This is a genomic window from Pseudomonas sp. R45(2017), assembly GCF_002112305.1.
GTDB lineage: Bacteria > Pseudomonadota > Gammaproteobacteria > Pseudomonadales > Pseudomonadaceae > Aquipseudomonas > Aquipseudomonas paraglycinae.
Genome location: NZ_NEHH01000011.1, coordinates 115,312 through 140,590 on the forward strand (window position 1 = coordinate 115,312; position 25,279 = coordinate 140,590).

21 protein-coding genes are annotated in these 25,279 nt (G+C 61.8%); 9 read left to right on the top strand and 12 right to left on the bottom strand.

Translation table 11 applies throughout. From position 1 onward, the window contains the following. Positions 1-23: 23 nt before the first annotated feature. Entirely contained in the window at positions 24-497 is a 474-nt protein-coding gene (locus tag CAF74_RS23930) for an Lrp/AsnC family transcriptional regulator (protein ID WP_085747983.1), read from the bottom strand. Positions 498-641: 144 nt separating this feature from the next. On the opposite strand from CAF74_RS23930, the gene CAF74_RS23935 reads away from it, so the two are divergent. Then, positions 642-1,271, top strand: a complete 630-nt coding sequence (locus tag CAF74_RS23935) for a LysE family translocator (protein ID WP_085747984.1) — start codon at positions 642-644, stop codon at positions 1,269-1,271. Here CAF74_RS23935 and CAF74_RS23940 read toward each other — a convergent pair. The 6 genes from CAF74_RS23940 to CAF74_RS23965 are packed head-to-tail and all read right to left on the bottom strand — an operon-like array spanning position 1,268 to position 9,443. Continuing rightward, positions 1,268-3,406 carry a hypothetical protein gene (locus CAF74_RS23940; RefSeq protein WP_085747985.1) on the bottom strand — a complete coding sequence of 713 codons (2,139 nt, stop codon included), beginning with the start codon at positions 3,404-3,406 and terminating at the stop codon, positions 1,268-1,270. The genes CAF74_RS23935 and CAF74_RS23940 overlap by 4 nt on opposite strands. Next, positions 3,393-4,586 (bottom strand): DUF3142 domain-containing protein, encoded by a 1,194-nt coding sequence (locus tag CAF74_RS23945; protein ID WP_085747986.1) that lies wholly within the window; start codon positions 4,584-4,586, stop codon positions 3,393-3,395. Before CAF74_RS23945 ends, CAF74_RS23940 begins: the two co-directional genes overlap by 14 nt. A 48-nt stretch (positions 4,587-4,634) precedes the next feature. Beyond that, the gene (locus tag CAF74_RS23950) at positions 4,635-5,453 is read right to left on the bottom strand and encodes a class I SAM-dependent methyltransferase (RefSeq protein WP_085747987.1); all 819 of its coding nucleotides are present in this window, start codon (positions 5,451-5,453) and stop codon (positions 4,635-4,637) included. After that, positions 5,447-6,601, bottom strand: coding sequence for an acyltransferase (locus CAF74_RS23955; protein ID WP_085747988.1), 1,155 nt, complete (start codon positions 6,599-6,601; stop codon positions 5,447-5,449). Before CAF74_RS23955 ends, CAF74_RS23950 begins: the two co-directional genes overlap by 7 nt. Next, on the bottom strand, positions 6,598-7,902 hold the full coding sequence (locus CAF74_RS23960) for a glycosyltransferase (RefSeq protein ID WP_085747989.1): 1,305 nt from the start codon (positions 7,900-7,902) through the stop codon (positions 6,598-6,600). The genes CAF74_RS23955 and CAF74_RS23960 overlap by 4 nt, the downstream gene beginning before the upstream one ends. Beyond that, a complete protein-coding gene (locus tag CAF74_RS23965) occupies positions 7,896-9,443 on the bottom strand; it encodes a glycosyltransferase family 4 protein (protein WP_256578407.1) in 1,548 nt (515 codons plus the stop codon). The genes CAF74_RS23960 and CAF74_RS23965 overlap by 7 nt, the downstream gene beginning before the upstream one ends. A gap of 427 nt (positions 9,444-9,870) precedes the next feature. Here CAF74_RS23965 and CAF74_RS23970 point away from each other — a divergent pair, with 427 nt between their 5' ends. Genes CAF74_RS23970 through CAF74_RS24005 form a run of 8 tightly spaced genes read left to right on the top strand, consistent with a single transcriptional unit; the run spans position 9,871 to position 18,859 of the window. Further along, positions 9,871-10,785 carry a GDP-mannose 4,6-dehydratase gene (locus CAF74_RS23970; RefSeq protein WP_085747991.1) on the top strand — a complete coding sequence of 305 codons (915 nt, stop codon included), beginning with the start codon at positions 9,871-9,873 and terminating at the stop codon, positions 10,783-10,785. Further along, positions 10,782-11,753, top strand: coding sequence for a GDP-mannose 4,6-dehydratase (gene gmd, locus CAF74_RS23975; protein ID WP_085747992.1), 972 nt, complete (start codon positions 10,782-10,784; stop codon positions 11,751-11,753). The genes CAF74_RS23970 and gmd overlap by 4 nt, the downstream gene beginning before the upstream one ends. Positions 11,754-11,756: 3 nt before the next feature. Further along, positions 11,757-13,199 carry a mannose-1-phosphate guanylyltransferase/mannose-6-phosphate isomerase gene (locus CAF74_RS23980; protein ID WP_085747993.1) on the top strand — a complete coding sequence of 481 codons (1,443 nt, stop codon included), beginning with the start codon at positions 11,757-11,759 and terminating at the stop codon, positions 13,197-13,199. Further along, positions 13,200-13,997, top strand: coding sequence for an ABC transporter permease (locus CAF74_RS23985; RefSeq protein ID WP_085747994.1), 798 nt, complete (start codon positions 13,200-13,202; stop codon positions 13,995-13,997). Next, complete coding sequence (locus CAF74_RS23990) at positions 13,997-15,250, top strand: ABC transporter ATP-binding protein (protein ID WP_085747995.1); 1,254 nt, start codon at positions 13,997-13,999, stop codon at positions 15,248-15,250. The genes CAF74_RS23985 and CAF74_RS23990 overlap by 1 nt, the downstream gene beginning before the upstream one ends. Continuing rightward, on the top strand, positions 15,247-16,614 hold the full coding sequence (locus tag CAF74_RS23995) for a glycosyltransferase family 1 protein (RefSeq protein ID WP_085747996.1): 1,368 nt from the start codon (positions 15,247-15,249) through the stop codon (positions 16,612-16,614). Before CAF74_RS23990 ends, CAF74_RS23995 begins: the two co-directional genes overlap by 4 nt. After that, positions 16,598-17,728: a glycosyltransferase family 1 protein gene (locus CAF74_RS24000; RefSeq protein WP_085748075.1), complete on the top strand. Its 1,131-nt coding sequence runs from the start codon at positions 16,598-16,600 to the stop codon at positions 17,726-17,728. The genes CAF74_RS23995 and CAF74_RS24000 overlap by 17 nt, the downstream gene beginning before the upstream one ends. Beyond that, entirely contained in the window at positions 17,729-18,859 is a 1,131-nt protein-coding gene (locus tag CAF74_RS24005) for a glycosyltransferase family 4 protein (protein WP_085747997.1), read from the top strand. 4 nt (positions 18,860-18,863) lie between these two features. Here the strand turns inward: CAF74_RS24005 and CAF74_RS24010 are convergent, their stop codons facing one another. The 5 genes from CAF74_RS24010 to CAF74_RS24030 form a co-directional block, all read right to left on the bottom strand. After that, positions 18,864-20,894 carry a pyridoxamine 5'-phosphate oxidase family protein gene (locus CAF74_RS24010; RefSeq protein WP_085747998.1) on the bottom strand — a complete coding sequence of 677 codons (2,031 nt, stop codon included), beginning with the start codon at positions 20,892-20,894 and terminating at the stop codon, positions 18,864-18,866. A 38-nt stretch (positions 20,895-20,932) separates the two neighbouring features. Continuing rightward, positions 20,933-21,559, bottom strand: coding sequence for a glutathione S-transferase family protein (locus tag CAF74_RS24015; protein WP_064379665.1), 627 nt, complete (start codon positions 21,557-21,559; stop codon positions 20,933-20,935). Positions 21,560-21,663: 104 nt separating this feature from the next. Then, on the bottom strand, positions 21,664-22,590 hold the full coding sequence (locus CAF74_RS24020) for a LysR family transcriptional regulator (protein WP_085747999.1): 927 nt from the start codon (positions 22,588-22,590) through the stop codon (positions 21,664-21,666). Between the two features lie 73 nt (positions 22,591-22,663). After that, the gene (gene glmS, locus CAF74_RS24025) at positions 22,664-24,496 is read right to left on the bottom strand and encodes a glutamine--fructose-6-phosphate transaminase (isomerizing) (protein WP_085748000.1); all 1,833 of its coding nucleotides are present in this window, start codon (positions 24,494-24,496) and stop codon (positions 22,664-22,666) included. Between the two features lie 2 nt (positions 24,497-24,498). Beyond that, positions 24,499-25,275 (bottom strand): DeoR/GlpR family DNA-binding transcription regulator, encoded by a 777-nt coding sequence (locus tag CAF74_RS24030; RefSeq protein ID WP_085748001.1) that lies wholly within the window; start codon positions 25,273-25,275, stop codon positions 24,499-24,501. Positions 25,276-25,279 lie beyond the last annotated feature (4 nt).

Sequence of the window (25,279 nt, forward strand, 5' to 3'; positions counted from 1 at the left end):
CTTCCCGCGCAATGCGGGAAGTATCAGGACGGCAGATGCCCCAGCGGCAACACGCCGGGCGTCTTTACCGTGTGGATCGCAAAATTGCTGCGGATGTCGCTCACCCCCGGCAGCTTCAACAGGCAACCGGTGAGAAAGCGGTCATAGGCGCGTAGATCCGGCACCACCACTTGCAGCAGAAAGTCCGACTCCCCGGACACCAGAAACGCTGAAATCACCTCCGGCAACGCCGTCACCGCCCGGTGGAACGCCTCGGCTTGTTCGTCGTTGTGCCGCTCGACCTTGACCCCGACAAACACCGTCAGACCCAACCCCACTTCATCGCGATCCAGATTGGCCTGATAACCGCGAATCACCCCAGCCTCTTCGAGCATCCGCACCCGGCGCAGACACGGCGATGCCGACAGACCGATCTCGTCGGCCAACTGCACATTGCTCAAGCGCCCGTCCCTTTGCAGCGCGGCGAGAATCTTGCGATCAAAGGCATCCAGTTTCATGGTTGGCAGATCCTGATGGTTTAGGCGGTGAAAGAGCGCAGATTATGCCAATTCAGCGGCCTTTAGAAGCTGACTACGCAACCACCTGCCCTGCCTTTCGGCCCTAGACTGAGGCGACCGAATCGACAACGAAAGGGGTGCGACATGGCGAGTCTCTGGCTGTTTTTCCTGGCGCTGGCAGTGGTCTTTCTGTTGCCCGGCCCGGACATGATCCTGCTGCTGCAGACCGGCGCTCGCCAGGGGCGCGGTGCAGCGCTGGCCACGGCGGTGGGTCTGGCCATCGCCCGAGGCTGTCATGTAGCGCTCGCGGCGTTGGGGCTGGCGGCGCTGTTCAAGGCGGCGCCGTGGACGTTCGATGCCGTGCGGATCGCCGGGGCGGCGTACTTGCTGTGGATCGGCATTCAGTGCCTGCGCACCACGCTGCTGCCGGATCTGAACGCCGGCACCATCACGGACAGTCATGCGCAGTGCTACGCCGCCATCCGTCGCGGCCTGTTGACCAACCTGCTCAACCCGAAAGCGTTGCTGTTCTGCTCGGTGTTGCTGCCGCAGTTCATCGTGGCAAATGGCGCACCGGTGCTGACGCAGTTTGCGCTGCTCGGCGCGATGCTGGTGGGCGCCGGCCTGCTGTTCGACAGCGCCTACGCCCTGACCGGCGCCGCGCTGGGCCGCTGGCTGAAACACAGCCCGACGGCCCAACGGGTGCAACAGTGGCTGTTCGGCAGCCTGTTGATCGGCTTTGCGGTGCGCCTGACGTTCGTCCAGCAGGCTTAGGCTTTGCGAGACTTGCGCTGACGGCGGGTAATGATCACCAGCACAATCACGGTTAACCCGACAATGGTGCCGATCTGTACTGCACGCTTGTAGGGTCGCAACACTCCCCGTACAGCATCGACAACCTGGGTGACGTAGCGTTTGTCGGCGCTGGCGAAATCCGGATAAGGGCATTGCTGGCCGAAATAGCCACCCCAGCCCATGTACGGACCTTCTTTCACATATCGCTGATACAGCGCGCTTTGCTCTTGCAGGCTGCTATTGAAACCGGCCGCCGAGCACAACACAGCGGCAAACGCCTGACTGGTGTGCGGCAGATTATCCGCCGCACGGCTGGCCAGCGCCGTGGCAACAAACCGATAGTGATAGCGCTCATCCGGCTGCGCTTCACTGGCCTTCTGACGTTGGACTTCGGCCTCGCTCACCAGCGGTCCGACTTTCAGCTCGGCGTTTTCCAGACTGAAGTTGCCACCAAAGGTCGCGTAATCCGGGGCCATTTCGTAGCCCAGTATGTCCATGCCCCACTCACGGGCTGTCCACGCAGCATTGAACAGTGCGCTGGCACGTTTGGTCGGCCACCATGCCGAATCGGCTTTGAGGCGTTGCTCACCATAGAGCCGCGCCTTGTTCTGCAGATCCGCGCTGTCGAAATAGCCAACCGCTTCTTCGTAGTGCCCCTCACGCAACAAACGCCGCCCCAGCAGATTACGCAGACTGGCGGCCACCGGCAGCGGCACGTAATTGTCGCGATCCTGCTGGCTCAACGCAGGCGGCGCCGGGACGTTGGTATCGACATAGTTTTTCAACTCCTCGACCGTCAGCACGCGCTCGGCCACGGTCGCGGCGTCGAACCAGTAAATGTGCTGGCTGCGATACAACTGATCGAAGGCCTGCAGGTACTCGCCACGTTGCAGCGCCAGAATGGCGCTTTCACCCTCGACCCGGCATTTGGGCTGCACGCTTTCGAGATTCCAGTCGGCAGTGCGCCGCTCGCCCCAGGATTCGTCCTGCGGGAACGCTTGCGCGGCTTTCGCATAAGCCGCAGCCGCCGCGTTCCTGTCGCCATCGCGCACCGCCAGTTTCGCCCGCAGCCACCACGCCAGGCCGCTGTCGCCAGCGTGTTCGAGGAACGCCTTGGCGCTGGCGTAATCGCCCTGTTGATAATTCATCGCCGCCAGACGATCAGCGTTATCGAGGCTGCCGCGGGTGCTCGCTTGCAGGGCCTTGACCAGCTTCTTCTCGTTCGGCGGCTCATCACCGAACGACCAGCCGATCCGGCTGATCAGCGAGGCGGTCACCAGTTGCTGCACCGCTTCGCGGCGCAGCAATTTCGCCAACCGATCTTCGGGCTCCTCGGCCAGTTCGTTCATCAACTGCTTTAGCGAGGTATACCCGACGTTCGAGCCGTGCAGGTTTTGCGCGGCATACAGCTTGATGGCGTTGTTCCAGTCACCCGCCATGCGCAACGCCCGCGCCTCTTCGCCAAGGCTGGCCACGCCCAGTTCCAGCGGATCGCTGAAGCCGTCGATGCTCAGTTGCCGCGTCTGGCGGAACGCGTCGATAGCGTTTTCCCAGGCTTCAAGCGCATCGCCCGATTCGCTGCTCATGGCAAAGTACGCCCGGCCCAGAGAATAGGCAGCCCAGGTGCTGCGTAACGCCCGCTGATCGGCCGGCAGCGCCAGCAACTGACGGAAATACTCGACCGCCAGTTGATGGTCACCGGCGCCGAACGCCACCGCGCCCGCCACATACAGACGCAGTTCCGCCGGCAGGCTCGCGCCCTGCACGTCGACCTGATGCGCATCGGTCAGGCCGCGCAGTTGTTTGACCAGCGCTTGCTGATCAGGCGTCAGGCCGATCTGCTCGGCCTTGTCGCGCACCTCGGCGGGTTCTGGAGCCTCGGCGTAGATGTCATCCGGATTGTGGGTGGCGGCGGTGACGTTCTTCAGCCCGGCGATGGTTTTGCCGAGGCGACTGATCTCGAACCTGAAGTTGCCCTCCGGCAGCTCCGCCAGCGATTGCCCGCGATCGTCGAGCAGACGCATCGGGAAATCCGGGCCGCAGGCCAGCGCCGAGCCCAGCGGCAGGCTGAGGCTCAGGCAAAGCAGATGGCGCGGCCAGTTACGGGTCAACATGCGAACCTCCTTGATCAATATTTGCGCAGCGTGCCCAACCGATCGCACGCTGCCCGTTCGCCGGCAATCGGCCGTCGCGCAGGCGGGTGAAGGTAAGCAGATCCGCCGTCTGTTGCAACGCATAACCGGCGAGCGCATCGGCACCTTCGCAGCCCCGGGCCTTGAGGGTGATGCGGGCGGGCCAGGCGCTGTCGAGGTTACCGACGTTACGCAGGGCGATGTCTTGCAGGCCGTTCTGTTCGGTGAACGTCAGTCCGAGCTGGCTGCTCAATGCATCGCCTCGGGCGACCGCACGCAACGTGCTCAGGCTCCAGGCTCTGCGGTCGTTGGCCAACGGCAGCCGAAACCAGATCAGACCGGCCAGATGCGCCGGGCGATCCTCGCGTAACTCATTGGCCAGCCGGCCCAGTTGTTGCGGATCGGCGAGCAATTCGCGTCGCTGGCCACCGCGCTCGAGCGGCACTTCGCTTTCCACCACCGGGGCGCCGTCGGCAGCCGCCAACAACGCCACGCCATAGGCCGGCAGTGCCAGATAAAACGGTTTGTCGGTCACCCGCCCCCAGGCCTTGACCCAGCGCTGGGCCAGCTCGGGATCGAACAGACCGCGACGCGGATCGCTGACGGCATGCACCTGCAACACGCTGCTGTCGACGGTCGCCAGCAGCGCCGGCAATTGCGGGCTGTCGAGCCAGGCGGGCAACGCGGTGATGCTCAGGGGCAGATTGGCCGGCAATGCGCCGCGCAACTGAGTGAGAAATTCAGTGTAAGCAGGCAGTCGGGCATTGCCGGCGTCATGATCGATCTCGACGCCGCTCAGGTTCAGCCCCTGGCCTTGCCAGTCAGCGAGCACTTGAAGGATTTGCGCCGTGACCGCTTGCGTATCGAGCGCCTTGAGCTGGCCGTCGAGGCGAATCACCGCAATCAACGGCCGCGCATCGTGTTTCAGCAGCGCGAAATCGACGCGTGCGAGACTCCAGCCGTCATTCGGGAAAGCCTGCAACGCCAATACCCGCAACGTCGAAAAGTCGTTGCGACTGTCGTTCAAGGCACGTTCATGGGCTGGCGTCCATTGCCGTTGCCAGACGTAAAGCTGCTGATCGAGCGGCACCGCGTCCTGTCGTTCACAAGCACACAGCAACAACACAGCCACCAGGGCCAACCACCCGATGATAAAGCGCATACCTTGCAGATCCCTGAGACATCAAGCTGCAAGGTTACACAAAAGCGTTCAGGGCTTGCGGGCAATGATTACCTGACTCTTGGCCACCACCGCATCCAGCGCCTGCTTGATCTGCGCGCCGCGCGGTGAGTCGAGCACCGCTTGCCAGGTCTCGGCCCAATGGTTTAGCAACGGGTGATCCGGGTTGCTGAAATCGACCTTGGCCTCCCAGAACAGCAACATCCACATCGACCAGTAAAAGCCGTACTGGCTATGGCTGATGATCTCGAGTCCCGCCTCGCTGACCATCGCCTTGAACTGCTCTTCACTGATGATGCGAATGTGGTTGGGCTTCTGGAAATACTCCGGCGCGGCGATATCTTTCTGCAGGTCTTCGGAGCTCGGATGCGGCACGCTCAACAGGTACAGCGCGCCCGACTGACCGACGCGCACCAGCTCGGCAAGGAACTGCGCCGGGTCGTCGACGTGCTCGATGACTTCGGTGGACACCACACGAGTGGCGGTGCCATCGGCGATCGGCAGCGGATTGCAGTCGGTGACATGGCATTCGACCCCACGCGCCGGGGTATCGCTCAGGCGCTGGCGGGTCGCCTCGACCTTGGCGCCGTCGATGTCGGCAATGATGATCTTCGCCCCGCGCATGCCGCAGAAATGCACGTTGCCACCGTCGCCGCAGCCAACGTCCAGCAAGGTGTCATCGGCGGTCACCGGGAAGCCTTTGAACAGCTCACCGGTTTCCTGGTTGAACCAGCCGCTGAGCATCGCGTCGTGCAGGCCGAGCATGTACGAATCGACCTTCCCGGCAGCTGGCTGCTCGGGCATCGGTGCAGGCGTCGACGCCGTGAGTTTCTTCAAAAGGCTCAGCATGAGGTGGCTCCAGAGGATGGGACGGCGATTCGCGATGTACCGAGGCGCAGCACCAGGGCAGCGCCTCGATTGCGCATCGGCATTTCGATGAGACGGTAATTGAGCTCGCTGAGCAGCACGATCAGACCGAACGCCAGCAACAGCGTGATGATCGGGTGACCGGCAGGGCTGGACATTCCCGCCTCCTGCAAGCGGAAGATCAGCTCACGCACCAGTTGGTAAGCCGGAATGTGGATGAGGTAGATCCCGTAGGAACGGCTGCCGACCCATGCCATCAACTGTTGCAGCCTGCCGGCAGGCAGCAGGTAATCGCGGTTGTACGAAGCGATCCACACCAGCAGCGCACCGAGCACGGCAATCGAGCCGATGCGGTAAGAAACAAAGGTGAAACGGTCGGTGGCCATGTAGCTCAGCAGCAGCGCCAGCACGATCAGCGCACCCACTCCGGCCCACGGGCGGTGCAGGAAAGTCGGCTCCCACCGGCGATAGCCCGGCTGCATGCTCCACATCGCCAGCAACACACCCAGGGCCAGCGCATCGGTACGGATGACCATCAGTATCGGCGTGCGCAGGGTGAACAATTGCACCGCAACCAGTGCCAGCAGCGCCCAGACCAGATGCTTGCGGCACACCAGAATCAGCAGCGGGAACAGCAGATAGAACTGCTCCTCCAGCGCCAGGCTCCAATACACGAAACTGCTGCCGTACTCGTAATGAAAGAAACTGTCGGCAAAACGGAAGTTAGCGTACTGCAACACGCCCGCCAGCGTCGCCTGCAGGTTGGCGTGCAGCGTACCGAACGCTCCGGAGCGATTGAGAAACAGGCACGCCAGCAACATCAGCGCCAGCCACAGCCACGCCGACGGCAGCAGACGAAAGACCCGGCGCAACCAGAAGTTGCGCGTCTGCTCCCAGTATTCCTGACGGGTCGTGCAACCTCGCAACGCCGGGATCAGGCTGCGGGCTATGACGAATCCGGAGATCGCGAAAAACAGATCGACGCCCCACCACGGCTGCGCCCAGGCGTGGATTTTTTCCAGCAGGGGTACCGGGTCGGTGAACAGGCTGCCCTGCAAATGATGAAACAGCACACCGAGCACCGCGATCGCCCGCAGCACTTCGATGTCCAGGATTCGTTTGTCACTCATGCCTGGGGCACCTCGGTGCCCGCGGATGCCTGATGCTCGAACAGTTGCGCGAGAAAAACCTGCAACCGCTGCTCTGCCACTGCCTGACTGCAGAAACCCTGCAGACTGCTGACGGCCCGGGCCGCCATGTGTGCGTAACGCTGCGGATCGTGTTTCGCCACTTCGTAGCTGTCGCGGTAGGCCACGCAGACCGACGCCCAGTTGGTCATGTAGCGCAGGGTACGGAAAGCCCTGCGCGGATCGTGAGGCCAGGCGGTAAGTTCATCGGAGGACTCGACCAGGAATGCGTTCTCGGCACTCAGGTAATCGATCATCGCCGTGGTCCGCGGCGCCACGGCCGGCTTGCCGCAGGACATGAATTCCATCAACGGCAGGCACTGGCCCTCACCGTAAGAAGTATTCACCACGTAACGCGTGGCCTGTACCAGACGCTCGTAGTCCGCGTCCGCGAGGTAGCCATAAATCAGCACGATGCGACAGCGATAGGACTGGTTCTTATACAGGTGATGAAGAATGTCGCTGAGCGCTTCTTCGGCATCGTGGTGCGTGAGCTTGAGTACCAGCGTCGCGTCTTCGATGTCGCGAAACGTCACGCAGAATGCGCTCAGCATGTCTTCCCAGTTCTTGCGGCCGTCACCGGGATTGAACACCGACGTGTAGACGACCCCGTCCAGCAACAACTCTTGCTCGCACACCGGTGCCTGGAAATCGATGCCCTCACCACGGCGCAAATGTTCCGGGCCGAAGGCGTCGAGGTCGAGCTGGCGACTGTCGGCGATCAGTCCCTTGATCGTCAGTCGCACCGGTCCGGTCGGAGACTGACCCTGAAGCTGCGCGCCTCGGGCTGCGAAGCGATCCCATACAGGCGCCGGGACCGCGACAATCGGGTAATCGGCGCCCATGGCCTCGCGCACGGCATTGACCGTGTAACCGGAATGGGTGATCGCCGCACCGCAGGCCCGGAGCACCGTGCGCCAGTCGTTGCGCGGCTCGTTGTCGAAGGGTTCGTTGGGGATGGTGCTGAATTCCCAGGCGAATACCGGCAGTGTCGGGCACGCGAGGTGGATCGGCGTGCGGTGCGGCGGCGAGAACGACAGAAACACGCAGGGCTCGCCACGGGCCAGGCATTCCAGATACAACGCATCGACTTCGCGCGCCGGATCAACGACTTCCACCACACGCCCAAGGCGTTCGAGCACCGGCCGGTACTCCTTGAGTACGAAGTAGTAGCTGTACTCCGAACGGCCGAGGTTTTGCGCGATGGTGTGCTGGTTGGTTTCCGAATGAATGATGATCAGCATGAGGCGTTGTCCGTCACAGGGGCGGCATCGGCGGCCAGTGGCTCGAGGCCGAAAAAGTCCGCCATGCGCCGTTGCACCGGGGCGAACGCGCAATAGTCGCGCATGCGTTCGACAGCGGCGGCAGACATGCGCGCGTACTCCTGCGGCTGCGCCCTGGCCATCCGGTAGCTGTTCTCATAGGCGCTTTTGAGCGAAGCCCAGTCCGGCCGATAGCGCAGCGTGCGATAAATTATCCGGGTGTCCTGAGGCCAGATCGTCAGCTCTTCGCTGGACCGGACGACGAAGGCCACCGTATCGTCGATGTAGTCTTCCATGGCCGTATGGTCCGGGGCGATCACCGGTTTGCCGCTGGACATGAACTCCATCAGCGGCAGGCACAGGCCTTCGCAGCGTGAGGCGTTGACGTAAAAACTGGCGGCCTGGTAAAGCCGCGCGTATTGCGCGTCGTCCAGGTAACCGTGCATCACCAGCACCCGGCAGGCGAACGGTGTCAGTTGCGCGAGCAGGGTCATCAGTTCGCTGTAGTAGGACGCCAGATCATTCTGGGTAATCTTCAGCACCAGCGTCGCGTCAGGCGTTTCGCGAAAGGCCCAGCAGAACGCGGTGATCAGGTGGTGCCAGTTCTTGCGGCCGTCTTTGGGGTTGAACACGGTGACGTAGATCACGCCTTCCACCGCGGTCTCGACCACTGAGGAGGTGTCCGGCAAATCCAGCGGGGGTGGCTCGACCACCGCCACCGCATGCGGAGCGGCGATGGCCGGGAAACGTTTTTCAAGCCAGGCGTGTGCGCTGTCCGACAGCAGATCCTGCACACCTTCCCAGTACCAGTGGTGCAGGAATTTCACCCGTTCTTCACCCGCGCCCAGCCTCCACAGACGCAGATAGTGACGGGCAATGACCAGGCGTCGTTTGACCGTCAGCGGTGGCGGGCGCAGTGCCTCGATTTCAGCCAGTTGTTCGGCGGTCAGCGGTTTGGGCAACAAATCGTCGGCAGACAGTCCCAGCGTGCGGCTGTCGAAAATGCAGCCCTTGATCGCCAGGGTCGCGCCTGGATTGATCGGCGCACTGACGTGCTGCTCACGAATGACGGCGAAGTTTTCCCACAAGGGCGTCGGCAGCACGAGTACCGGAAAGTCCTCGCCCATGGCGCGGCTAATCGCGCGGGCGGTGTGGCTCGACAGCGTGATGGCCCGTCCCTGTCGTGCGAGCATTTGCGTCCAGTCGTGGCGCGGATCATCGTCCCACGACTCGTCCGGGATCGAATCGAACTCCCATGCGATCACGCAGATCGTCGGGCATTCAAGATCGCTCGGGGTATTTTGCGGCGGAGTAAAAGACAGAAACACGCTGGACTCGCCGGCAGCAAGCAGCCGTCGATAGAGCGGATCGACCTCGGCGGTGGTGGACACCACATGCACCTGCCCGAGGCTTTCAAGCACCGGGCGATAGGCCTTGAGCACGAAGTAATAGCTGTATTCGGGACGCCCGAGACTCTGGCTGATGGAGCGGTCGTTGACGTCCGAGTAGAGAATGAAATTCATGGCATCCCACGGTGAAACCGCCATCCCGGCAACTTCACGCTATGACGGCCTGGCCATTGGATCGAGTCGGCAGGGCCGATGCTCGTCCAGTGTTCCGGGACACGTCTTCGTTCTTGTTTTAGTGGTCAGATTCACCCGGTTGCACACCCACTCCGGCAGCGTTCGGGGAACCGTGACGAGGGGCATTCTAAACACATCCGTTGAAGGTTCGGGAACCGCCCGACGAGAAAAACGCGACTACGCTGACGAGAACTGACCGGTCACGGTTTGGCCGGTTGAAATTGCTGCGCAATTGGCACAGATTGGCAGCCAAACAACTACAACAATGACTTCACCTGCCGTTCTGCCCGGTTTTACCAGGGGGCTGACAGACATTCCCTTAAAGCCTGTGGGAAGAGGTGAAAGTTAAAGACCAAGGGGTCGCTGTTTGAAAAAAAGTCTGTTCATCACGGGCCTCAGTGGGTTCGTAGGACAACACATCCAGTCACGTCTGCAAGGGGAAGACGCGTCGTGGCAGCTGCTGCCTGCCGCCTCGGCCTACGACCTGACAAAACCGGACAGCCTTATCGATCTGTGGCCGCAGCTGCCCGATGCGATCATTCACCTGGCTGGACAAACCTTCGTCCCCGAAGCTTTCCGCGACCCGGCACGTACTCTCGACATCAACCTGCTCGGCACTCTGAACCTGTTGCAGGCCCTCAAGGCCCGCGGCTTCAAGGGCACGTTCCTGTATGTCAGCTCGGGCGACGTCTATGGCCAGGTCGAAGAACCCGCGCTGCCGATCACCGAACAACAACCACCCTGCCCGCGCAATCCCTATGCAGTCAGCAAGCTGTCGGCGGAGTTTCTCAGCCTGCAATGGGGGCTGAGCGAAGGTTGGCCGGTACTGGTCGCGCGTCCGTTCAACCACATCGGCACCGGGCAGAAAGACAGTTTTGTCATCGCCAGCGCCGCGCGGCAGATCAACCGTATCAAGCAAGGCCTGCAAGCGCCGCAACTGGAAGTCGGTGACATTGATGTCACCCGCGATTTCCTCGACGTCGGCGATGTGGTCTCGGCCTATTTCGCGCTGCTGGAAAAAGGCACGCCGGGGCAGGTCTACAACATTTGCTCGGGCCATGAGCAAAGCATCCGCAGCCTCATCGAACAGATGGCCGACCTGGCCCAGGTCAAGCTGCAACTGGTTCAGGATCCGGCACGTATGCGCCGCGCGGATCAGCGTCGCGTCTGCGGCAGCCACCAACGGCTGGCCCGGATCACAGGATGGACGCCGCAAATCACTACACAACAATCCCTGCGGGCGATCCTGTCCGACTGGGAGACGCGAGTACGACAAGAATGACAAAAAGTGCATTGATCACAGGGATCACCGGCCAGGATGGCGCGTATCTGGCCAGACTGTTGCTCGACAAGGGTTACAAGGTTCACGGCCTGGTGGCGCGACGCAGCAGCGACTCGCGCTGGCGCCTGCGCGAGATGGGTGTCGAGGCTGACATCGTTTATCTGGACGGCGACATGGCCGACGCCTGCTCAGTGCAGCGCGCGGTGATCAAGTCGGCACCGGACGAGGTGTATAACCTGGCGGCCCAGAGCTTCGTCGCTGCCTCCTGGGACCAACCGGTGACCACCGGCATCGTCGACGGCCTGGGCGTGACTCACTTGCTCGAAGCGATCCGTCAGTTCAGCCCGCACACGCGTTTCTATCAGGCGTCCACCAGCGAAATGTTTGGCCTGATCCAGGCCGAGCAACAGGACGAGAACACCCCGTTCTACCCGCGCAGCCCGTACGGCGTGGCCAAACTCTATGGCCACTGGATCACTGTAAACTACCGCGAAAGCTTCAATCTGCACGCCAGCAGCGGCATTTTGTTCAATCATGAATCACCCCTGCGCGGCATCGAATTCGTGACCCGCAAGGTCACCGATGCCGCCGCCCGGATCAAACAGGGCAAACAGCAGGAGCTGGCCCTGGGCAACATCGATGCCAAGCGCGACTGGGGCTTCGCCGGTGACTACGTCGAGGCCATGTGGCTGATGCTGCAACAGGACAAGCCCGACGATTTCGTGGTCGCCACCGGCGTCACCACCACCGTGCGCGAGATGTGCCGAATCGCCTTCGATCACGTTGGCCTGAACTACCGCGACTACGTGAAGATCGACCCGGCGTTCTTCCGCCCGGCCGAAGTCGAAGTGCTGCTCGGCAACCCGGCCAAGGCCCAGCGCGTGCTCGGCTGGAAACCCAGGACCGACCTCGACACCCTGATCCGCATGATGATGGATGCAGACATGAAACGCGTCGCCAAGGAGTAGGCCATGCTGATCCCCGTGATTCTGTCCGGCGGTGCCGGCACCCGTTTGTGGCCGGTGTCCCGCGAGGGCCACCCGAAGCCGTTCATGACCCTGCCCGACGGCCAGTCGCTGCTGGGCAAGACCTACCGGCGCGCCGCGGCGCTGCTGGACGGCTGGGGCGACATCGTCACGGTGACCAACCGCGAGTACTACTTCCAGAGCAAGGATCACTATCAGGCCGCGCGCCTTTCACGCCATCGCGGGCACTTTCTGCTCGAACCCACCGGGCGCAACACCGCGCCGGCCATCGCGGCGGCAGCGCTGTCGCTGCAAGCCCTGCACGGTGATGCAGCGATCATGGTGGTGATGCCTGCCGACCATCTGATCGTCAACGAAGACGCGCTCAAGAGCGCGGTCGAACATGCAGTCAATCTGGCAAAAGACGGTTATCTGGTGACCTTCGGTGTGGTGCCGACCGCCCCGGAAACCGGATTCGGCTACATCGAAACCGGCGCGCCACTGGACGCAAACGGCGCAGCCAAGGTGCAGCGCTTCGTGGAAAAGCCCGACCTGCAAACCGCGACCCATTATCTGGAGAGCGGCAACTTCCTGTGGAACTCGGGGATGTTCTGTTTCACCACCGCGACCCTGATCGCCGAGTTGGCGCTGCACGCCCCCGAGTTGCTGGAACAGACCCGCGCCTGCATGGCCGCCAGCGAACCGCTGGAAACCACGGGTTATCTGCAACAGGAACTGTCGCCGCAGCTGTTCGCCGAGATCACCGACATTTCCATCGACTACGCATTGATGGAGCGTTCGGAGAAAGTCGTGGTGGTGCCCGCCGGTTTCGACTGGAGCGACATCGGTTCGTGGGGTGCCGTAGCGGCGCTGGTGCCGGCCGACGCTGACAACAACCGTGCGAGCGGCGAGGCGATCTTCATCGACAGCCGCAACAACTTCGTTCAAAGCGAAGGCCGGCTGGTGGCCGCCGTCGGTGTGGAAGACCTGATCATCATCGACACCGCCGACGCCGTGCTGGTGGCCCACGCCGACCGTGCTCAGGATGTGCGGCGCGTGGCCAAGCAGCTCAAGGACAAATCCCACGAAGCCTATCGCCTGCATCGTACGGTCAGCCGTCCGTGGGGCACCTACACCGTGCTCGAGGAAGGCCCGCGCTTCAAGATCAAGCGCATCGTGGTCAAACCCGGCGGCAAGCTGTCGTTGCAGATGCACCATCACCGCAACGAACACTGGGTGGTGGTCGAAGGCATGGCCAAGGTCACCAACAACGGCAGCGGCACGACCCTGGTGGCGAAGAACGAATCGACGTTCATCGCCGCCGGTCACAAGCACCGTCTGGAGAACCCCGGCGTGATCGACCTGGTGATCATCGAAGTGCAAAGTGGCGAATACCTGGGAGAGGACGACATCGTCCGCTTCGAAGACCAGTACGGCAGGACGGTTTAAATGCTGCTTTCCCTGTATCGCTCGCTGCATGACTATCGAGGCTTCATTCTCGGCAGCGTGCAGCGAGAGTTTCAATCGCGCTATCGCAATTCACTGCTCGGTGCCTTGTGGCCCGTGTTCAACCCGCTGTCGATGATCATCGTCTACACCGTGATCTTTTCCCACATCATGCGCGCACGCCTGCCGGGCGTGGATGACAGCATGGCCTACAGCGTCTACCTCTGCGCCGGTCTGCTGGCCTGGGGGCTGTTCTCTGAAATCACCCTGCGCAGCCAGACCATGTTTCTGGACAACGCCAACCTGCTGAAGAAAATCAGCTTCCCCAGAATCTGCCTGCCGGTGATTGTGCTCTGCAACGCGGCAATCAACTTCGCCATCATCATCGGCCTGTTCCTCGGCTTTCTGCTGATCACCGGGCGCTGGCCGGGCATGGCGCTGCTGGCGCTGATCCCCCTGATCGCGCTGCAAATGATGTTCTGCGCCGGGCTGGGCATGATCCTCGGCGTATTGAATGTGTTCTTTCGCGATGTCGGTCAGCTCTTCGCCATCTGCCTGCAGTTCTGGTTCTGGCTGACGCCGATCGTGTACCCGATGAGCATCCTGCCGGAGTGGGTTCAGCGGCTGCTGCAACTCAACCCGTTGACCAACCTGATCGGCAGCTATCAGAACCTGTTCCTGTATGGGCAGTGGCCCGTCTGGAGTTCGCTGCTGCCGGTGTTCATCACCGCGCTGGTGATGTGCCTGATCGGCCTGCGGCTGTTTCGCAGGCGTGTCGGTGAAATGGTGGATGAACTCTGATGGGACATATTCGCGTCACCGGCCTGGGCAAGGCCTATAAGCAGTATCCCAATCGCTGGAGTCGCCTGGCGGAATGGCTGATCCCGTTTTCGCCCCTGCGCCACCACCAGCATTGGGTGCTGCAGGATGTCGCTTTCGAAATCGCTTCCGGCGAGGCGGTGGGCATCGTCGGCGCCAACGGTGCGGGTAAAAGCACCTTGCTGAAGATGATCACCGGCACCACTCAACCCACGTGCGGCAAGATTGAAATTGAAGGTCGCGTCGCCGCATTGCTGGAATTGGGCATGGGCTTTCACCCGGACTTTACCGGCCGCCAGAACGCAATCATGGCCGGGCAATTGCTGGGTCTGCAGGTCGACGAAATCGAAGCGATGATGCCCGAGATCGAACATTTCGCCGAAATCGGCGAGGCCATCGACCATCCGGTCCGCACCTACTCCAGCGGCATGCAGATGCGCCTGGCCTTCAGCGTCGCCACCGCACGGCGACCGGATATCCTGATCGTCGACGAGGCGCTGTCGGTGGGTGACGCCTACTTTCAGCACAAGAGTTTCGACCGCATCCGCAGCTTCCGCAAGGCGGGCACGACACTGCTGATCGTGTCCCACGACCGCTCGGCGATCCAGTCGATCTGCGACTCGGCGATCCTGCTCAAGGACGGCCAGATGGCCATGTACGACAAGCCGGAAGTGGTGCTCGATTACTACAACGCCCTGATGGCCGAACGCGAAGGCCAGATCGTGCGTCAGGAAATGCTCGCCGGCGGCGAGGTGCGGACTGTGTCCGGCACCGGTGAGGCCGTCATCCTCGGGGTGCGCCTGCTGGATGAACAGGAGCGCTCCATCGAGGCTGCAGAGGTCGGTCAGCCGGTGGTATTGGAAGTACAGGTTGAGGTGCGCAGCGACATCGAACGAATGGTGCTCGGCTTTCTCATCAAGGACCGCCTGGGCCAGATGATGTATGGCATCAATACCCATCGCCTCGACAAGGCCCTGACGGATCTGCACGCCGGAGAACGTTTCACCTATCGCTTTGCCTTCGTGATGGGTCTGGGCAAGGGCAATTACTCGGTATCGCTGAGCCTGTCGCGACTGGACTCTCATATGGATCGGAACTTCGAGTGGCGCGACTATGGCCTGGTGTTTCATGTGATCAACGGCCGGCAGGAAAATTTTGTCGGCTGCTCGTGGCTCGACGCCAAGGCCTCGATAACCCGCCATACCGCCGCTGCGCTGACTGAGCGCGCGCCATGACCCGGCTGCTGGTCGAATGCACCCACGTGTTCAAACACCCGAAGGTCAATTCGGGGATTCAGCGGGTGGTGCGCAACGTCATCAAACAGCTGCCGCCGAGCGCCGAAGGGGTCGAATGCGTGCCGGTGATCCTGCTCAAGGGCAGGCTCTACCGTGTGACGCGTCTGGCGCCGCTGGACTCACCGCTGTTCAATACCATCGCCACGCTTGGCGAACGCCTGGAACGGCTTGCCCACCGCTTCTGGCAAGTGCATCAGCGGCTGGACACACGCTGCCGCACAAAGCTGACACGACGTTTGTTGTACGTCGGCTATCGCCTCACGTCGTTCGGTGTATTCGGGATACCACTGCGGTTGGTCGAGCAGATCAATCGCTATCAACTGGATCGACGCTGTGAGCCGCTGCAACACCAGCCCGGCGATCATCTGGTGTTGCTGGACTCGTCCTGGCATTCGGACTTTTTTCTGCACGCCGAACGCCTCAAACATGAAGGTCTGGGCATCGTCGCGGTGATCTACGACCTGATTCCCCTGTCCCACCCGCAGTTTTACGACACGCGGCTGGTCGAGGTGTACAGCGAGTGGTTCGACTGGATCGCCCACAACGCCGACGGTTTCATGGCGATTTCCACCACCGTGCGCGATCAAGTGCGTGCAGAACTGCAACGTCGCCTCGGATCGGAACAGACCGGCAAACGCTGGTTCGACTATTTTCACCTCGGTTCCGAGCTGGATCTGCAGAGCGTTGAAGTTGCCGTCGAACCGCGTCTGGAACGGCTGTTCGCAACGCCGGAGCCAGTGTTCCTGATGGTCAGCACCATCGAGCCGCGCAAGAACCATGACTATCTGCTGGATGCCTTTGATCATGCCTGGGCGGACGGCTCGAAAGCCCGGTTGTGCATCGCCGGACGCATTGGCTGGAAGTGCGACACGCTGCTCGCCCGGATCCGCCATCATCCCGAACTGAACCGGCGCCTGTTCATGTTCAACGACCTGAGCGACACCAGCCTCGAACACGCCTACGCCCATGCCAGCGCGCTGGTGTTTCCGTCGTTCGTCGAAGGATTCGGCCTGCCGCTGGTGGAAGCCATGCAGCGCGGGCTGCCGGCGATGGGCAGCGACATCCCGGTGTTTCGCGAGATCGGCGGTGAGTTCATGGCCTATTTCGATCTGCAGGCCCCGCAAAGCCTCGCCGATCTGGTGCAGTCCTTTGAACGCAGCGGTCGATTCCCCGCCGCCCGCGATGTCAGCGACTGGCAGTGGAACGGTTGGCGCGAAGCCAGCGCGCAACTGGCCGAGCGTACCGCACGCCATGTGCTGGAGGCGCCTCAGGTGCCAGCGAGGCAACATGCGCATAGCCCTTAACGCCCGGATTCTCCAGGCACCGCGCACCGGCATCGGCCATTACGTCGCCGAGCTGGTAAATGCCTTGCACGCGGACACCGATATCGACGTGGCGCTCTTCCATGGCTGGGGCTGGAGTTCGCAGCTGCCGGAAGCAGCGATGCCCGGTTATTCGCGTCTGACGCCATTGCTGCGGCAGATCCCCGGCGCCTATCAGGCCCGCCGCTGGCTGGAGCAGAAACGCTTCGATCAGGGCCCGGCGCACCCGGTCGATCTGTATCACGAACCGAGCCTGTGGCCGCTGGCCTTCGATGGCCCGACCGTGATCACCCTGCACGATCTGACGCACCTGCATTTCCCCGAGACCCAGCCGCCGGCACGGCTGCGGGAAATCGAGCGACGACTCGCCGACGGCGTACGCCGGGCACGGATCATCCTGACAGACTCGCAAGCCATCGCTGACGAGGCACGGGAATATTTCGGACTGCCTGCCGAGCGTTTCGTGGTCGCGCCGCTGGGTGTTGCCGAGCGTTTCCATCCGCGCGAGCCGGAAGGCATCGACACGGTGCTCAAGGCCCATGCGGTCGAGTTCCGGGAGTATTTCCTCTGCGTCGGCACTCTGGAGCCACGCAAGAACCTGAACCTGGCTCTGCGCGCCCACGCGCTGTTGCCGGATCTGGTACGCCAGCGTTTTCCGCTGTTGATCGTCGGCATGGCCGGCTGGCAGCGCGACCAGTTCAGTGATGAATTGCAGCAGGCGCTGGCTTGCGGGCACGTGTGCCTGCTCGGCTACTTGCCCGATGAGCAAGTCGCGCAATTGCTGTCCGGCGCCCGGGCGCTGATTTTTCCGTCGCTGTATGAAGGTTTCGGCCTGCCGGTGCTGGAAGCGATGGCCAGCGGCACGCCGGTGGTGCTCACCCACTCCTCGGCCATGCCGGAAGTGGCGGGAGACGCCGGCAACTATATTGAAGCTGACGATACAGACGGCTTGCGTGATGCGATGAGCCGACTGATCGAAGATCAAGCGCACTGGCAGGCATGCCGGAAAGCCGGATTGCAGCAGGCACGGCTTTTTTCCTGGAAGCGTTGCGCGCAGGCCACGGCCGGCGCCTACCTCCAGGCCATGGGAGGTTGAATGCGGGTTCTGCATTTTTTCAAGACGTACCTGCCTGACTCGGTCGGCGGTATCGAACAAGTGATCTTTCAACTCTGCGAGAGCGGCGCCCAGCACGGCATCGACGGCCAGGTGCTGACCCTTAGCGCCAATCCAGAGCCTGCTGTGGTGCGTCTCGGCCAGCACGAAGTGCATCGGGCAAAACTGGATATCCAGTTCGCCTCCACCGGTTTTTCCTGGAGCGTGTTCAAGCAGTTTCGCGAACTGGCCGCCGAAGCCGACGTGATCAACTACCACTTCCCGTGGCCGTTCATGGATCTGGTGCACTTCGCCAGCGGCGTGAACAAACCGACGGTGGTGACGTACCACTCGGACATCATTCGCCAGAAGCACCTGCTCAAACTCTATCGCCCGCTGATGAACCGCTTCCTCGCCAGCGCCGACCGGATTGTCGCGGCCTCGCCTAACTATCTGCACACCAGCGATGTGTTGCAGCAATTCCAGGACAAGACCCGCGTCATCCCTTATGGCTTGAACAAGGCAGGTTATCCACAGGCCGATGTCGAGCGCATGAACCGCTGGCGCCAGCAGCTTGGGGATAAGTTTTTCCTGTTTGTCGGGGTGATGCGCTATTACAAAGGCCTGCACATCCTGCTTGATGCCTTGAAGGACGTTGACTACCCGGTGGTGATCGTCGGCGCGGGCCCGCTGGAGCAGGAGCTGCACGCCCAGGCCGCCGCGCTTGGCCTGAAAAACATTCATTTCCTCGGCCGTCTGAGCGATGAAGACAAGGTCGCCCTGCTGCAACTGAGCTACGCCATCGTCTTCCCGTCGCACCTGCGCTCGGAAGCGTTCGGCATTTCTCTGCTCGAAGGCGCGATGTACGGCAAACCGATGATTTCCAGCGAGATCGGCACCGGCACCAGCTACATCAATATCCACAACGAAACCGGGCTGGTGGTGCCACCGAGTCATCCCCAGGCGTTTCGCGAAGCGATGCGCACCCTGTGGGAAAACCCGGCCCGCGCCGCCGAAATGGGCCTCAAGGCAGAGGCCCGCTATCGGCAGTTATTCACAGCCGACGAAATGGGCCGCAAGTGGACCGAGTTGTATCAGGAGCTGCTGGAGGAAAAGGCGTTGTCCTACGCCTGATCCCTTACAGATCCAGCACCAGCGACTGGGCACTCTGCGCCGGCACCGCGCAGCAAATCAGCACCTGCCCCTCCTCCGGCACTTCAGCCGGAGGCTGTGGATAATTCACCGCGCCGCTGATCAGCCGGGTCTTGCAGGTGCCGCACGAACCACCGCGGCAACTGAACTCCGGACGCAATCCACGGCTTTCCGCCAGCTCCAGCAAACTGCCGCCGTCGGGCTGCCAACGTGCTTCCTTGGCCGAACGCTCGAACACCACCGGTACCGATGTGGTCGCGGCGGGCAATTGCTCGATCACGATCGCATCCGGATCGGGTTGGCGCTTGAGGGTCGAAGGGCCGAAGGTTTCGGCATGGATCTGCCCGTCCCGCACATCCAGTTCACGCAGAGTGTCATAGATACCCTGGGTAAAACCGCCGGGACCGCAGAGCACGAAGTCGACCTGATCGAAGTCCTCGTCGGTCAGCAGATTGCGCAACAGATCGCCATCGATACGGCCACGCAGGTCGAAGTCTTTTCCTTCGACCAGATCGTCTTCCGGCTGACTTAGCACTCGCAACACTTTCACGGCATCACCGGCATCCTCCAGCAACCGGTCCAGCTCGGCGCGAAACGGCTGGTCGGCGAGGCTGCGGGAACTCTGAACAAACAAGGTCGGACGAATCCGCCGGGTCCGCAGGCCCTGATACACCACCTCACGCAGCATCGAAAGCAATGGCGTGATGCCGACGCCCGCAGCCAGCAGCACCAATGGACGGCGTTCCAGCGCCGCTACAGTGAAATGCCCCTGGGGCAATCGCGCCTCCAGCACGTCGCCGACGCGAATCTTTTCGTGAAGGTGGGTCGATACCCGCCCTTCGCGTTTCACGCTGATCCGGAAGAAATCATCCGACGGCGCGCCCGACAGGCTGTAAGTACGGATGTGCACCTCACCGTCGAGGTTGAACCGAAGCGGCAGATGCTGGCCCGCCAAAAACACCGGCAGACCCGCGCCATCGTTCGGTTCCAGATAAATCGAGCGAATGTGGCGGCTTTCCATTTCGATCCTTGCCACTCGCAATGGACGCCAGCTGTCACCCAATGCCTTGGCCTGCAACCGTGCATCGGCCTGGGCCCAGTTGCCGGTCAGCAGGCTGGTGGGCGACATGCCGTCGAAGCGCCAGCGCAGAGCCAATGCCGCCGGACGTCGAACCAGTTTCTCCACCTCGAAGGTCCACAACCGTTCGGCGCCCTGAAAGGCTTCGATCTGTGGTGCCTCGAGAATCACCTCGGTGCGACCGCTGAGCTGCAATACGTCGCCTGTGGAAAAGTCGATGAACAGCAACCCGGCCAAGGGATTGAGCAACAGATTGCCGAGGGTGTTGAAATGCAGGTTGCCGGCAAAATCCGGGATCGTCAGGCGATTGCCTTCGATCCGTACGAAACCAGGCTGGCCGCCGCGGTGGGAGACATCCACCGAACGCTCACCGTCGACATCGACGTAACTGGCGACGAAGAAAGTGTCGGCGCTTTCGATCAGCGCAATCGCGGCGTCATCGAGACTATCACGGTGTTCGGCTTTGCGGGTCTGCGGATCCGTCAGGGGGACCCGTTGGAACTGGCGCAGCTGTATGTACTGCGGACAGTTGCCGAAGGACTGATCCACCGTCAGCGCAAAACCATCCGCCCCAAGGCTGCTGATGTGACCATTGAGCCGATTTCGCCGACGGGTGTGCAGCTCGATACCGAGCAGGCCGATCGCGGCGCCGGCCTCTAGCTGTGCCGGATCATCGGCAGCCGGCAGACCGGCGAACTGCAGTTGCGTCGGCTCGGGAGAGTGAGCAAAGCCCGGCTCGCCCTCCAGCACACTGGCCCAGGGGCGACCTTCGGCATCCACCGCGCCGTACAGCATGAAGGGCAATTGCTGATAGAACTGGCGGTGTTGATCCGGCATCCAGGTGCGAATCACCTTACGACCGAATTCCTCCATGCGCTCGGCAACGCCGACATGGGCCTGCAACTGTTGCTCGCCAGCGTGCCACGGTGAACGTTCCATCACGGTCTCTCCCCTGCGCCGTCGGCGCAGATTGAATGTCAGACGGTGGTTTGCAGGCCGGCAACGGTGCGTGGCATGCCGACAAAACCGGGCAGCGCCTCAATCCGCGAAAGCCAGGCGCGAACGTTAGCGTAGTCGTCCAGCGACACATTGCCTTCCGGCGCATGGGCGATGTAACTGTAGGCCGAGACATCGGCAATGGTCGGCTCAGTGCCGGTCAGGTACGGGGTTTTGCCCAGTTCCGCATCCATCACCTTGAGAAAATTGTGTGCACGGGTGATGACTTCCTCGGCGTTGAACTTCGCCCCGAACACCGTGATAAGCCTCGCCGCAGCCGGACCAAAGGCAATCGGTCCGGCGGCGGCCGACAACCAGCGCTGCACGTGCGCGGCGCCGACCGGATCACTTGGCAGCCAGCGGCCATTGCCGTATTTCTGTGCCAGGTAGACAAGAATCGCGTTGGAGTCCGCGAGCACCACACCATTGTCATCAATGGCCGGAACCTGGCCGAAGCTGTTGATGGCCAGATATGCCGCCTGTTTATGTTCGCCCTTGGCCAGATCGACGAAGATCAGCTCGGTCGGCAGTTGCAACAGTGACAACATCAGTTCGACGCGATGGGCGTGGCCGGAACGCGGGAAGTTGTAGAGTTTGATCGCTTGCATGGTCGACTCCGCTGGATGATGGCGCCGTTCAGGATGGACGGTGGCCGTGGGAGCCATCTTCCACCCATCGCGAAAACAACAGAATCACCAGTAAATGCAATCCATTATTTCTCTGGATGAAATAACGCAGCGTTTTTCAGCGCCGGATGCTCGCGCAGCGCCTGCACGATGAAGTCGACAAAACTGCGTATCCGCGCCGGCGCCTTGCGCCCGCCCTGATACACCACATGGATCGGCAGAGCAGGCAGTTCAAACTCGGCGAGGACGATTTCCAGTTCGCCGGAAGCCACCTTGCCGGCCACCTGATAAGACAGCACCCGGGTCAACCCCAGACCCAACGACGCCGCTGTGATCGCAGCTTGATTGGCGGTAACCACCAGACGCGGCTCCGGTTTTACGCCAATGAGCTCACCGTTTTCCATGAATGGCCAACTGCGCTGCTGGCCGATGGCCGACGTCGCCACCACCGGCGCCCCGGCCAAGGCCTGCGGATGGGTCGGCCGGCCATGGACCGCAAAGTATTCCGGCGAACCACAAATCACCCGCCGCACCTCACCGACCCGGATCGCATGCTGATTGCTGTCCGGCAACTCGCCGATGCGCACCGCGACGTCGACGCCCTCCTCGACCATGTTCACCACCCGGTCGAGCAACAGGGCATTGATGGAAACGTCCGGGTATTGCGTCAGATAACGCGCCATTACCGGCGTGACGAACTGTTCTCCGAATAAAACTGGCGCCGTCACCGTCAACTGCCCACGGGGCTGGGTATGACTGCCGGCAGCGGAATCCTCCGCTTCCTGCACCTCGGCGAGAATTCTCCGACAGTCTTCCAGATAACGCAGACCCGCTTCGCTCAAATGCACGCTGCGGGTGGTACGGATCAACAACTGCGTACCAATTCGCTGCTCCAGCCCCGCCACCGCCCGGGTCACGCTGGCTGCCGACAAACCCAGGCGCCGCGCGGCAGCGGAGAAGCCCTGCTCCTGGGCGACGATGGCGAAGACCTGCATTTCCTGGAAGCGATCCATGGTGCCCTCGATCCGGATAAAAAAATCGCAGCCGAAGCTGCGATTTTATGGGGGTGATTCAACTGTGGATAACTTATTCCACCGTTACCGACTTCGCCAGGTTACGCGGCTGATCAACGTCAGTGCCCTTGAGCACAGCAACGTAGTACGACAGCAATTGCAGCGGAATGGTGTAGAGGATCGGCGACAGGATGTCGTGGATGTGCGGCATCTGCACCACGTGGGTGCCTTCGCCGTTGGTCATCCCGGCTTTCTCGTCAGCGAACACGATCAGTTCGCCGCCGCGGGCGCGGACTTCCTGCAGGTTGGACTTGAGCTTCTCCAGCAGTTCGTTGTTCGGTGCGACGGTGACCACCGGCATGTCGTTATCCACAAGCGCCAGCGGGCCGTGTTTCAGTTCGCCAGCCGGATAGGCTTCGGCGTGGATGTACGAGATTTCCTTGAGCTTCAAGGCCCCTTCCATCGCCACCGGGAATTGCGCGCCACGGCCCAGGAACAGGGTGTGGTTTTTCTCGGCAAACAGCTCTGCGATTTTTTCCACCGTGCTGTCCATGGCCAGCGCTTCGCCCAGACGGGTTGGCAGACGACGCAGCTCTTCGACCAGCGTGGCTTCAACGCCTTTGCCCAAAGTACCGCGCACCTGACCCAAAGACAGGGTCAGCAACAGCAGACCGACCAGTTGCGTAGTGAAAGCTTTGGTCGAAGCCACGCCGATTTCGCGACCGGCCTGGGTCAGCAGAGTCAGGTCGGATTCGCGCACCAGCGAACTGATCCCAACGTTGCAGATCGCCAGGCTACCGAGGAAGCCCAGTTCCTTGGCGTTGCGCAGCGCAGCCAGGGTGTCGGCGGTTTCGCCGGACTGGGAAATGGTGACGAACAGGGTGTCCGGCTGCACCACTACCTTGCGGTAGCGGAACTCGCTGGCGACTTCGACCTGGCATGGAATGCCGGCCAGCTCTTCGAGCCAGTAACGGGCAACCATGCCGGCGTGGTAGCTGGTGCCGCACGCCACGATCTGCACGTTGCACACTTTGGCGAACAGTTCGGCCGCTTGCGGGCCAAACGCCTGCACCAGCACCTGATCCGAACTCAATCGACCTTCCAGGGTGCGCTGCACCACGGATGGCTGCTCGTGGATTTCCTTGAGCATGTAGTGACGGAACTCGCCTTTGTCGGCGGCTTCGGCGCCATCGGTGTACTGGACGGTCTGGCGCTCGACGGCTTTGCCGCTCACGTCCCAGATCTGCACCTTGTCACGCTGGATTTCGGCGATATCGCCCTCTTCCAGGTACATGAAACGGTCGGTGACCTGACGCAGGGCCAGTTGGTCGGAAGCGAGGAAGTTCTCGCCCAGGCCCAGACCGATCACCAGCGGGCTGCCGCTGCGGGCTGCGACCAGTCGATCCGGCTGCTGTGCGTGGATAACCGCCAGACCGTAGGCGCCATGCAGTTCCTTGACCGCGGCCTTCAGGGCGTCGGTCAGGTCCGGCAGATTTTTGAGCTTTTCAGTCAGCAGGTGGGCGATGACTTCGGTGTCGGTGTCCGAGGTGAACACGTAGCCCAGCGCCTTGAGTTGTTCACGCAGCGCCTCATGGTTTTCGATGATGCCGTTGTGCACGACGGCAACGTCACCGGAGAAATGCGGGTGGGCATTGCGCTCGCTCGGCGCACCGTGAGTGGCCCAACGGGTGTGGGCAATGCCGAGACGGCCTACCAGCGGATGTTCGGCAAGCGCCGCGTCGAGTTCGCTGACCTTGCCCACACGACGGGTGCGTTCCAGAGTGCCGTCATTGGTGTACACCGCCACACCGGCGCTGTCATAACCCCGGTATTCGAGGCGCTTGAGGCCTTCGACCAGAATGGCGGTGATGTTACGTTCAGCTACCGCGCCGACAATTCCACACATGCTTATTTCTCCTGACTGACAGTCGCGCAAATCAAGTTGATACCGCGAGCCTGAATCTGAGCGCGTGCCTCAAGGGGCAGGTGATCATCGGTAATTAGGGTATGGACGCTGCTCCATGGCAGCTCCAGGTTGGGAATCTTGCGGCCGATCTTGTCGGCCTCGACCATCACGATCACTTCCCGCGCCACTTCCGCCATCACCCGGCTCAGGCCGAGCAGCTCATTGAAAGTGGTGGTGCCGCGCACCAGGTCGATGCCATCGGCACCAATAAACAACTGATCGAAGTCGTAAGAGCGTAGTACCTGCTCGGCGACCTGGCCCTGAAAGGATTCCGAGTGGGGATCCCACGTACCGCCGGTCATCAGCAGTACCGGCTCGTGTTCGAGCTCGCTCAGGGCGTTGGCCACGTGCAGGGAATTGGTCATCACCACCAGGCCTGGCTGCTGGCCAAGCTCGGGAATCATGGCGGCGGTGGTGCTGCCGCTGTCGATGATGATGCGGGCGTGCTCGCGGATGCGTGTAACCGCGGCGCGGGCAATCGCCTGTTTGTATTTGGAAACGTTCTGACTGACGTCTGCCACCAACTCTTGAGGCATGGTGATCGCTCCCCCGTAACGGCGCAGCAACAGACCGTGACTTTCCAGAGCAGCGAGATCCTTGCGAATCGTAACTTCCGAAGTTTCGAAGCGCTTGGCCAGTTCGTCCACACTCACTTCGCCCTGCTCATTAAGCAAAGCCAGAATGTTGTGACGACGCTGAGGTGTGTTGCGTTTCGACATGGCT

Coding starts and splice junctions, on each gene's coding strand:
- CAF74_RS23930 (WP_085747983.1), bottom strand. CDS start 497: ATGAAACTGGATGCCTTTGATCGCAAGATTCTCGCCGCGCTGCAAAGG.
- CAF74_RS23935 (WP_085747984.1), top strand. CDS start 642: ATGGCGAGTCTCTGGCTGTTTTTCCTGGCGCTGGCAGTGGTCTTTCTG.
- CAF74_RS23940 (WP_085747985.1), bottom strand. CDS start 3,406: ATGTTGACCCGTAACTGGCCGCGCCATCTGCTTTGCCTGAGCCTCAGC.
- CAF74_RS23945 (WP_085747986.1), bottom strand. CDS start 4,586: ATGCGCTTTATCATCGGGTGGTTGGCCCTGGTGGCTGTGTTGTTGCTG.
- CAF74_RS23950 (WP_085747987.1), bottom strand. CDS start 5,453: ATGCTGAGCCTTTTGAAGAAACTCACGGCGTCGACGCCTGCACCGATG.
- CAF74_RS23955 (WP_085747988.1), bottom strand. CDS start 6,601: ATGAGTGACAAACGAATCCTGGACATCGAAGTGCTGCGGGCGATCGCG.
- CAF74_RS23960 (WP_085747989.1), bottom strand. CDS start 7,902: ATGCTGATCATCATTCATTCGGAAACCAACCAGCACACCATCGCGCAA.
- CAF74_RS23965 (WP_256578407.1), bottom strand. CDS start 9,443: ATGAATTTCATTCTCTACTCGGACGTCAACGACCGCTCCATCAGCCAG.
- gmd (WP_085747992.1), top strand. CDS start 10,782: ATGACAAAAAGTGCATTGATCACAGGGATCACCGGCCAGGATGGCGCG.
- CAF74_RS23980 (WP_085747993.1), top strand. CDS start 11,757: ATGCTGATCCCCGTGATTCTGTCCGGCGGTGCCGGCACCCGTTTGTGG.
- CAF74_RS23985 (WP_085747994.1), top strand. CDS start 13,200: ATGCTGCTTTCCCTGTATCGCTCGCTGCATGACTATCGAGGCTTCATT.
- CAF74_RS23990 (WP_085747995.1), top strand. CDS start 13,997: ATGGGACATATTCGCGTCACCGGCCTGGGCAAGGCCTATAAGCAGTAT.
- CAF74_RS23995 (WP_085747996.1), top strand. CDS start 15,247: ATGACCCGGCTGCTGGTCGAATGCACCCACGTGTTCAAACACCCGAAG.
- CAF74_RS24000 (WP_085748075.1), top strand. CDS start 16,598: ATGCGCATAGCCCTTAACGCCCGGATTCTCCAGGCACCGCGCACCGGC.
- CAF74_RS24005 (WP_085747997.1), top strand. CDS start 17,729: ATGCGGGTTCTGCATTTTTTCAAGACGTACCTGCCTGACTCGGTCGGC.
- CAF74_RS24010 (WP_085747998.1), bottom strand. CDS start 20,894: ATGGAACGTTCACCGTGGCACGCTGGCGAGCAACAGTTGCAGGCCCAT.
- CAF74_RS24015 (WP_064379665.1), bottom strand. CDS start 21,559: ATGCAAGCGATCAAACTCTACAACTTCCCGCGTTCCGGCCACGCCCAT.
- CAF74_RS24020 (WP_085747999.1), bottom strand. CDS start 22,590: ATGGATCGCTTCCAGGAAATGCAGGTCTTCGCCATCGTCGCCCAGGAG.
- glmS (WP_085748000.1), bottom strand. CDS start 24,496: ATGTGTGGAATTGTCGGCGCGGTAGCTGAACGTAACATCACCGCCATT.
- CAF74_RS24030 (WP_085748001.1), bottom strand. CDS start 25,275: ATGTCGAAACGCAACACACCTCAGCGTCGTCACAACATTCTGGCTTTG.